The sequence below is a fragment of the Maribacter sp. genome, assembly GCF_039968975.1.
Taxonomy (GTDB): domain Bacteria; phylum Bacteroidota; class Bacteroidia; order Flavobacteriales; family Flavobacteriaceae; genus Maribacter.
The window spans coordinates 1-7,645 of the sequence record NZ_JBDVOT010000054.1 but is presented as its reverse complement, the minus strand read 5'-3'; the positions used below and the strand labels follow the sequence as shown (position 1 = coordinate 7,645).

The window sequence follows — 7,645 nt, the reverse complement described above, 5'->3', positions numbered from 1 at the left end:
GTAAGAACGCAGAATGGTAGTCAGTTCAGAATAATACTCTTTGTATTCGTCTTGTATTAAATATCTAGAATTTTCTAATCGTTTTAATTCTAATAAAGCTCTGTCATAGGGTGGTAAAAGTGCTACCTTTTCTTCTTCGGTTAGTGGCTTTTTACGGAATACAAACCAGTAAAGGAGTCCGCCAAAAATTAATAATACCAACAGACTTATAAGTAAGTACTTCCAAAAAGCATAGTTGCTCTTTTCTACATTTATAAGTGGTTTGATGTCATACATTTTCTGATTCAAGGTGTCTACAGGCACAGTAGCTACATTGATCATTGTAGAATCTGTTATAAAACCAACCCCGTTAATATCAATTCTTTGTGCAGGTAATTTGTAGGCTCCAGAATCGAACTGGGTTAGGGCGTATATTTTTTGAAGTGTTAGTCTATCTTTTTTTCTAGTGGTATCAGTTGCAAAAGCCTCTACGGTTTCAAGGGGAGAAAACGTTTGCCCTTCAGGAAAAATAACAAAATCTGTAGAATCGATATCCACTGTAATCTTCCATTGTACTTGCTCGCCAATTTTAATGAAGGTAGTATCTACTTCAGTAGTAATTTTTGGACGTTCTTGGGCAGAAAGTTCAAAGATGAACAGCAGAAATACGAATAGAGGTGAAATTCGTTTACACCACGAAGCACATTTTTCAATTGTTTTATTAGTAATAATCATTCGTATCAACCTCTTCTTTTAAAATAGCCCAATAATTTTTTTACATAGCTTTCATCTACCCTACAATCTAAAACTCCGCATCCAGATTTTGTGAAAGACTCTTTAAAGTAAGTAACACGGTTTCTATGAAATTCTGCATAAGCGTTACGTACTTTTTTAGACTTGGTATTTACCAATTGTAATTTTCCGGTTTCTGCATCCTCAACTTGTACCATACCTAAATTTGGTATAGATTCTTCACGTTCGTCATACACACGAATTCCGGTTAAATCATGTTTGCTACCAGTAATTTTCAGTGTTTTTTCGTATCCGTCGTCTATAAAATCAGATAGAACAAAAACAATAGCTTTCTTCTTCATGACACTACTCAAGAATTTCATGGCTTGGGCAATATCTGTTTTGTTACTTTTTGGTTTAAATTCTAATAATTCTCTAATGATACGTAGAACATGTGTCTTTCCTTTTTTAGGCGGAATAAAAAGTTCTATTTGATCGGAGAAGAGAATAACACCTACTTTGTCATTGTTTTGAAGTGCACTAAAAGCTAATGTTGCCGATATTTCGGTAACGATTTCATTTTTAAATTGATTAGTAGTGCCAAATAACTCAGATCCACTAATATCTACCATAAGCATCATGGTCAATTCTCGCTCTTCCTCAAAAACCTTTATATAAGGTTCGTTATAACGGGCGGTAACGTTCCAATCTATATTTCTTACATCATCGCCAAATTGATACTGTCGTACTTCACTAAAAGTCATACCACGACCCTTAAAGGTAGAGTGATATTCCCCACCAAATATATGGTCAGAAAGACGTCTTGTCTTTATTTCAATTTTCCGTACTTTTTTGAGTAGCTCTTTAGTATCCATTCTTTAGTAAACAGTTTACAGTCTCCGTTAGCAGTAATATAATATTCGGCATTCAATAAATTTGATTGCAGAATACTCTAACTGGATTAAGGTACTTCTATCTCGTTTACAATTTTGTTGATGATATCAACAGAAGTAATATTCTCAGCTTCTGCTTCATAGGTAATACCTATTCTGTGTCTTAAAACATCAAGTACAACGGCACGTACATCTTCTGGAACAACGTAGCCTCTTCTCTTTATAAAAGCATAACATTTTGCAGCGGTACCTAAGTTGATACTACCTCTAGGAGACGCCCCAAAGCTGATCAAAGGTTTTAAGCTTTCTAAGTTATATTTCTCTGGATATCTTGTGGCAAATACAAGATCAAGAATATATTTTTCAATTTTTTCGTCCATATAGACTTCACGAACGGCTTTTTGTGCGCTAAGTATTTGTTCTATGGATACTACAGCATTTACAGTTTCATAGCTACCTTTTAAATTTTGGCGCATGATCAACTGTTCTTCGTTAATTTTTGGATAATCTATAACGGTCTTCAACATAAAACGATCCACCTGTGCTTCAGGTAACGGGTATGTTCCTTCTTGCTCAACCGGGTTTTGGGTTGCCATTACCAAAAAAGGTTTATCAAGAATAAAGGTTTCGTCACCAATGGTCACTTGCTTTTCCTGCATGGCTTCTAAAAGTGCAGATTGTACTTTGGCAGGTGCACGGTTAATCTCATCTGCAAGAACAAAGTTTGCGAAGATTGGACCTTTTTTAATGGAGAAATCATTCAGTTTCATGTTGTATATCAAAGTACCTACAACATCTGCCGGAAGTAAATCTGGTGTAAACTGAATTCTGCTGAAGCTACCTTTTACAGCTTTAGAAAGGGTGTTTATCGCCAAGGTTTTTGCCAAACCAGGTACACCTTCCAGCAATATATGGCCTTGTCCTAAAAGTCCGATTAATAATCGTTCTACCATATATTTTTGGCCAACGATTACTTTATTCATTTCAAGCATCAGTAAATCGATAAAAGCGCTTTCTTTTGCTATTTTCTCATTAACAGCACTAATGTCAATTGAAGTATTTTCTTCCATTTAAAACTATATATTATTGATTGTTAAGGCTTCTAATTTTAACAGTTACGCAAATTGAAAATTTATTCATTCAGTCGCTGTTAATGATAGGTTAAAAAATTGGAAAACCCCTTATTTTTATGAAGGTTTTAAGTGAATTCTTTTTAATTTCATTATTCAAATAATAATACATTGAAATATTCTAGAATAATTGCAGGTACTATGACCTGGGGTAAATGGGGCAAACAACATGCTACCAAAGATATGATATCACTTATGAATCATTGCATAGATAATAATATTACGACTTTTGATCATGCAGATATTTATGGTGATTATACCACTGAAGAAGATTTTGGAAAGGCGTTCAAGGAAAGTGGAATAAAAAGGGAGAATATTCAATTGATCAGTAAATGTGGAATTCAGTTCCATGTAAAGGAACGATCAAATAGGGTGAAGCATTATGATTATAGCAAAGACTATATAATATCATCTGTAGAGCGATCCTTGAAAATGCTACAGACAGATTACTTAGATATGCTTTTGTTGCACAGGCCTAGTCCTTTAATGAACCCATCAGAGGTTGCCGAAGCTATAGATAAGTTAAAGAATGATGGAAAAATCAGGCAATTTGGAGTGTCAAATTTCTCACCGTCTCAAATTCAACTCATAGAAAAGGAAATACCCGTAGAAGCAAATCAAGTAGAGTTTTCATTGTCTGCCAACGAGGTAATGAACAATGGTACTTTGGACGATTGCATTACTTATGACAGACTAGCCATGAGCTGGAGTCCGCTTGGCAGTTATTTCAGAGAAGACTCTCAGGCAAATACACGGATTAAAAAGGTATTGGCAGATTTTACTAAAAAATATAATGCCACAGAAGATCAACTTTTGCTGGCTTGGATTTTAAAACATCCATCTAAAATTCACCCCGTGGTAGGTACGGCAACACCAAAACGTTTGAAAATGGCAATGGATACTGTTTCAATTGATATGGATATACAAGATTGGTTTATCTTGCTAGAAGCCAATGAAGGCCATGAAGTTGCATAATTAAAATAGGAAATGACAAAAACAGCATTTATTACAGGAGCTACTAGCGGAATAGGAAAATCAACAGCTATTCTTTTTGCCCAAAACGGTATAGATTTGGTGTTGTGCGGTAGACGCCAAGATCGGCTAGATGCCCTTAAAGAAGAACTAGGCAAAGAAGTACAAGTACATACCTTGAATTTTGATATTAGAAATAAGGATTCTGTTAAAGAAGCGGTTGATTCTTTACCAAAAGAATTTGCAGAAATAGATATTCTGATAAACAATGCTGGTAATGCTCATGGCATGGATACCATTCAAGAAGGAAGTATAGATGATTGGGATGCTATGTTAGATATCAATGTAAAAGGTTTGTTGTATGTTTCAAAGGCAGTTATACCGCAAATGGTAGCGCGTAAGTCTGGTCATATCATCAATATTGGTTCTACGGCAGGTAAAGAAGTCTACCCGAAAGGAAATGTGTATTGTGCCAGTAAACATGCAGTAGATGCCATAAATCAAGGAATGCGTATTGATCTTAATGGTACAGGGGTTCGTGTTGGCGCAGTAAACCCCGGATTGGTGGAGACAGAGTTCAGCAATGTTCGTTTTAAAGGAGATGAAGATAGGGCAGATAAGGTGTACAAGGGATTTCAGCCCTTAAAACCAGAGGATATTGCAGATATCATTCACTTTGTTGTAACCAGACCTTATCATGTGAATATTGCAGATTTGGTGGTCATGCCAACAGCACAAGCGTCTTCAACCATTGTAGATAAAAATTAAAGCCAAAAGCCAAATCAAAACTTATGATCAATAAACGTCTATTGGTGAAAAACTTGCTCGCGCACAATGACGAGAATAGTTTTTACGATAAAAAGCGTTTTATTTCAATAGGAGAGAAAGAAGGTAAAGGTAAGTTTTTAAAGCATGTTTGTGCATTAGCAAATAGCAATCCGGCAAATAATTCGTTCATAGTAATTGGCGTTGAAGATGAGGATAATAAAATAGTAGGCGTAGACTTTTTTGATGATAGTAAAATTCAAAATCTAGTGAACGCCTATTTAGATAATCCGCCATTAATTTCTTACGAAAACATTCCATTTCCGCATTTGCCAGAAGGTAAAGTGGTAGGTTTAGTGACCATAAAATCTATTGGAAAAATATGTTCATTGAGAAAAAATATATGGAAGTACTATGGTGGTTCTGTATTTTTTAGAGAAGGTAGTATTAGTTTGCCAAAGGTGTTTGATATTGAATTGAAAGATAGCAATTCAGAAGCTGTTGCTACCATTGAGCAACATGCCAAAAATAATATTGAGCTGACTTTAGACGGTGTCATCGATTTTATAAATCACAGGCATAAAGATTTAGAGAGCGATTATAAAGTGTTTAAGGAGCAGTTTGTAGTTTGTTGGGCGGGTAATAAAAAAGTAGTCAATGGAGAAACCTATTTTTATAGGGTAGATATTGAATTGATCAATGAGCAAGTAAAATTATTCTACTCTAATTTAGATGAGGTAACTATTACCTATGACAATGATTCATTTACTACAATTGAATATGTGCAGCTTGGTCTGGCTGCCAAGCAGAAATATTATCCGTTAGAAAAGGTCGTGATTAAATTCAGTGAAAATGGCACGTATCAAATTACCAGCGATTTACTTTTTGAGCCGCCAATACATGATAATGAAGAACTAGAAAGAATTTACAAGAGCAATAATGCTTTGGTAGCAAAGGCAAAGAAGAATACTGAATTGACGATACCCGAAGTAAAGCAATTAAAATATTTAGCAGATTCTTATTTGATATGTTTTCTTAACGGTTTTGAAGAGGCAAAGGAACGAATGGAAAAAGCGAGGCAAGTCTTAAAGCCAAAATATCCAGGGGTAAATGCTTCACTTAAAGAAGCGCTCCGTGTACTTAGGAAGGTGAAATATTCTTGATCCAAAGTTGTTCATAGGGTTTTAAAGGCAACTCGTTATGAATAAGTTCAAATGATTTTCCTGTAAGTAAATCAATAGAGTTTTTACCCGTATGAACACCAATAGAAAGCAGCCAACTTATATTTAAAGTTTCTGTAACTTCATTAAAATTAGACAAGACCCAAATACTTTCATTTTCATGTGTTCTTTGGTAGACAAATATATGCTCGTTGGGGCAACTATGAACCTTAAGATTGTTAGTATCGGCAAATACGATTTGCTCTTTTCGAAGGCGAATCATATGCTTTAATTCGTTAAATATAATAGCTGACGGGCTGTCTTTTTCTTTTTTTAATGTAGAGACAACACTCCAATTCTGCATGGGTCTATTTACCCAACGATTGTCATTTACATGATCTTCGTTTTCTTCGTAAGAATAGTCGTTTAAGGTGGCAATTTCATCTCCGGCATATATCATAGGTATACCTCCGTAGGTTAAAATGATACCGTGCATCATCAAGATTTTGGTGATAGCATAGTCAATACTACTCTTGTTGTTTTGTTCTAAAGCGGTTTCTAGCCCAAGTAAAGAGGCGGTACTACCTGTAATTCTACCATCTCCGTTCTTAGGATTGTACATAAACAATAACCCTTTGGCGGGAGACCATTCCAATTTACCGCAGTAATAGTTTAAAATAAATTGTTTGTGGGCACTAGGGTCATAACCCGTAACGCGTACGAAGTCATCTTCATAACCAAGACCTATATCATCATGGCAACGAATATAATTGATCCAAGTGGCGTCATTAGGTTTTTCGGGAATTTCAGTTACACTTTTCACTAGTAAAGATGCTTTTTTAGTGGCAATAGAATTCCATAATAAAGCCATTAACGAAGCATTGTAAGCTACTTCACATTCGTTACCTTCTGCAGTATCTTCACCAAAGTATTTTATGATATTTCTGGGAGCTACAATAGCCTCTGCCAAAAGAATTACACCTGGTGCAATTACTTGCAGGCACATTCTAAAAAGTGAGATGAGCGTATGCGCCTCGGGTAGGTTTTGTGAAGATGTACCTAGTTTTTTCCATAAAAAAGCAAGAGCATCAAAACGAATAACGTCTACGCCTAAATTTGCAAGGGACATTAAATTACCGAGCATTTCTATAAACACTTCAGGGTTTCTGTAATTTAAATCCCATTGATAGGTATTAAAACAGGTCATGACCCATTTTTCCATTTCTGCGTTATAGGTGAAATTGCCCGGAGCAGATTGTGGAAATATTTCAGGAAGTGTTTTTTCGAACTCGTCAGGTATATGACGGTCAGAATAAGTGTAATAGTAATTTTGATGGTGCTGGCTACCTTCCTTCGCTTTCTTGGCCCATATAAACTCATCAGAGGTATGGTTAACAACAAAATCAAGCATTAAGAACATATTGTTCTCACGAGCTTTTTTGCTGAAAGCTAAAAAGTCTTTTTTTGTGCCGTATTTAGGGTCAATTTCATGATAGCTGTTTACTGCATAACCACCATCGTTTTCACCCGTAGGTCTTGTGGTTATGGGCATTAAATGGAGAAAATTAACACCTAAATCTTCAAAATATGGTATTTTTTCTTTGAGTCCGTTAATGTCTTTATTAAACCGATCAACATACAATTGCATGCCGATCATTTGTTCACTTTGATACCAGTTTCCAGAATTTAACCGTGCAATATCTTGTTTTTGTAATTCGGTAGGTCGGTCCTTAAAAAGTGATTCTAATTTATCTAAAAGAGTATAGAAAAATGCTTTATGCTCTTTCTCTGTGTATAATGAAAAAAACTGTGTTTTAATAAGTGAAAGATTGGTAGCCAATCTTTGCTCATATAACGAGGTTAAGGGTATTCCACCTTTTTTGTTTTGACTTTTTAAGGACAATAACCGGTGTAACTCAGCCTGGTTCATATTAAGAGTCTAGTTGTTGTAATGTAGGTAACGATTGTATTGCCCCAAAATTCTCTGTTGTAATGGCACCAGCTTTGTTTGCTC

At 35.4% G+C, this 7,645-nt stretch carries 6 protein-coding genes and 1 pseudogene; 3 read left to right on the top strand and 4 right to left on the bottom strand.

Features of this window, described 5'->3' with window-relative positions:
- The 3 genes and pseudogenes from ABJI11_RS03585 to ABJI11_RS03575 form a co-directional block, all read right to left on the bottom strand.
- A pseudogene (locus ABJI11_RS03585) lies at nt 1–714 on the bottom strand (hypothetical protein); the annotation flags it as partial.
- Between the two features lie 5 nt (nt 715–719).
- Nucleotides 720–1,586: a DUF58 domain-containing protein gene (locus ABJI11_RS03580; protein ID WP_348349490.1), complete on the bottom strand. Its 867-nt coding sequence runs from the start codon at nt 1,584–1,586 to the stop codon at nt 720–722.
- An 86-nt stretch (nt 1,587–1,672) separates the two neighbouring features.
- On the bottom strand, nt 1,673–2,674 hold the full coding sequence (locus ABJI11_RS03575) for a MoxR family ATPase (RefSeq protein ID WP_036157390.1): 1,002 nt from the start codon (nt 2,672–2,674) through the stop codon (nt 1,673–1,675).
- A gap of 171 nt (nt 2,675–2,845) precedes the next feature.
- On the opposite strand from ABJI11_RS03575, the gene ABJI11_RS03570 reads away from it, so the two are divergent.
- From ABJI11_RS03570 to ABJI11_RS03560, 3 genes are read left to right on the top strand one after another with little or no spacing between them, the layout of a single operon-like run.
- Complete coding sequence (locus tag ABJI11_RS03570; protein ID WP_348349488.1) at nt 2,846–3,709, top strand: aldo/keto reductase; 864 nt, start codon at nt 2,846–2,848, stop codon at nt 3,707–3,709.
- 12 nt (nt 3,710–3,721) lie between these two features.
- Nucleotides 3,722–4,474: an SDR family NAD(P)-dependent oxidoreductase gene (locus ABJI11_RS03565; protein WP_348349486.1), complete on the top strand. Its 753-nt coding sequence runs from the start codon at nt 3,722–3,724 to the stop codon at nt 4,472–4,474.
- A gap of 23 nt (nt 4,475–4,497) precedes the next feature.
- Nucleotides 4,498–5,634: an ATP-binding protein gene (locus ABJI11_RS03560; protein WP_348349484.1), complete on the top strand. Its 1,137-nt coding sequence runs from the start codon at nt 4,498–4,500 to the stop codon at nt 5,632–5,634.
- On the opposite strand, the gene ABJI11_RS03555 is transcribed toward ABJI11_RS03560, so the two are convergent.
- Complete coding sequence (locus tag ABJI11_RS03555) at nt 5,612–7,561, bottom strand: amylosucrase (protein ID WP_348349482.1); 1,950 nt, start codon at nt 7,559–7,561, stop codon at nt 5,612–5,614. The genes ABJI11_RS03560 and ABJI11_RS03555 overlap by 23 nt on opposite strands.
- Nucleotides 7,562–7,645 lie beyond the last annotated feature (84 nt).

What these genes read in the sequence shown, in the direction of transcription:
- ABJI11_RS03580 (WP_348349490.1), bottom strand. Translation starts at nt 1,586, where the DNA reads ATGGATACTAAAGAGCTACTCAAAAAAGTACGGAAAATTGAAATAAAG.
- ABJI11_RS03575 (WP_036157390.1), bottom strand. Translation starts at nt 2,674, where the DNA reads ATGGAAGAAAATACTTCAATTGACATTAGTGCTGTTAATGAGAAAATA.
- ABJI11_RS03565 (WP_348349486.1), top strand. Translation starts at nt 3,722, where the DNA reads ATGACAAAAACAGCATTTATTACAGGAGCTACTAGCGGAATAGGAAAA.
- ABJI11_RS03560 (WP_348349484.1), top strand. Translation starts at nt 4,498, where the DNA reads ATGATCAATAAACGTCTATTGGTGAAAAACTTGCTCGCGCACAATGAC.
- ABJI11_RS03555 (WP_348349482.1), bottom strand. Translation starts at nt 7,561, where the DNA reads ATGAACCAGGCTGAGTTACACCGGTTATTGTCCTTAAAAAGTCAAAAC.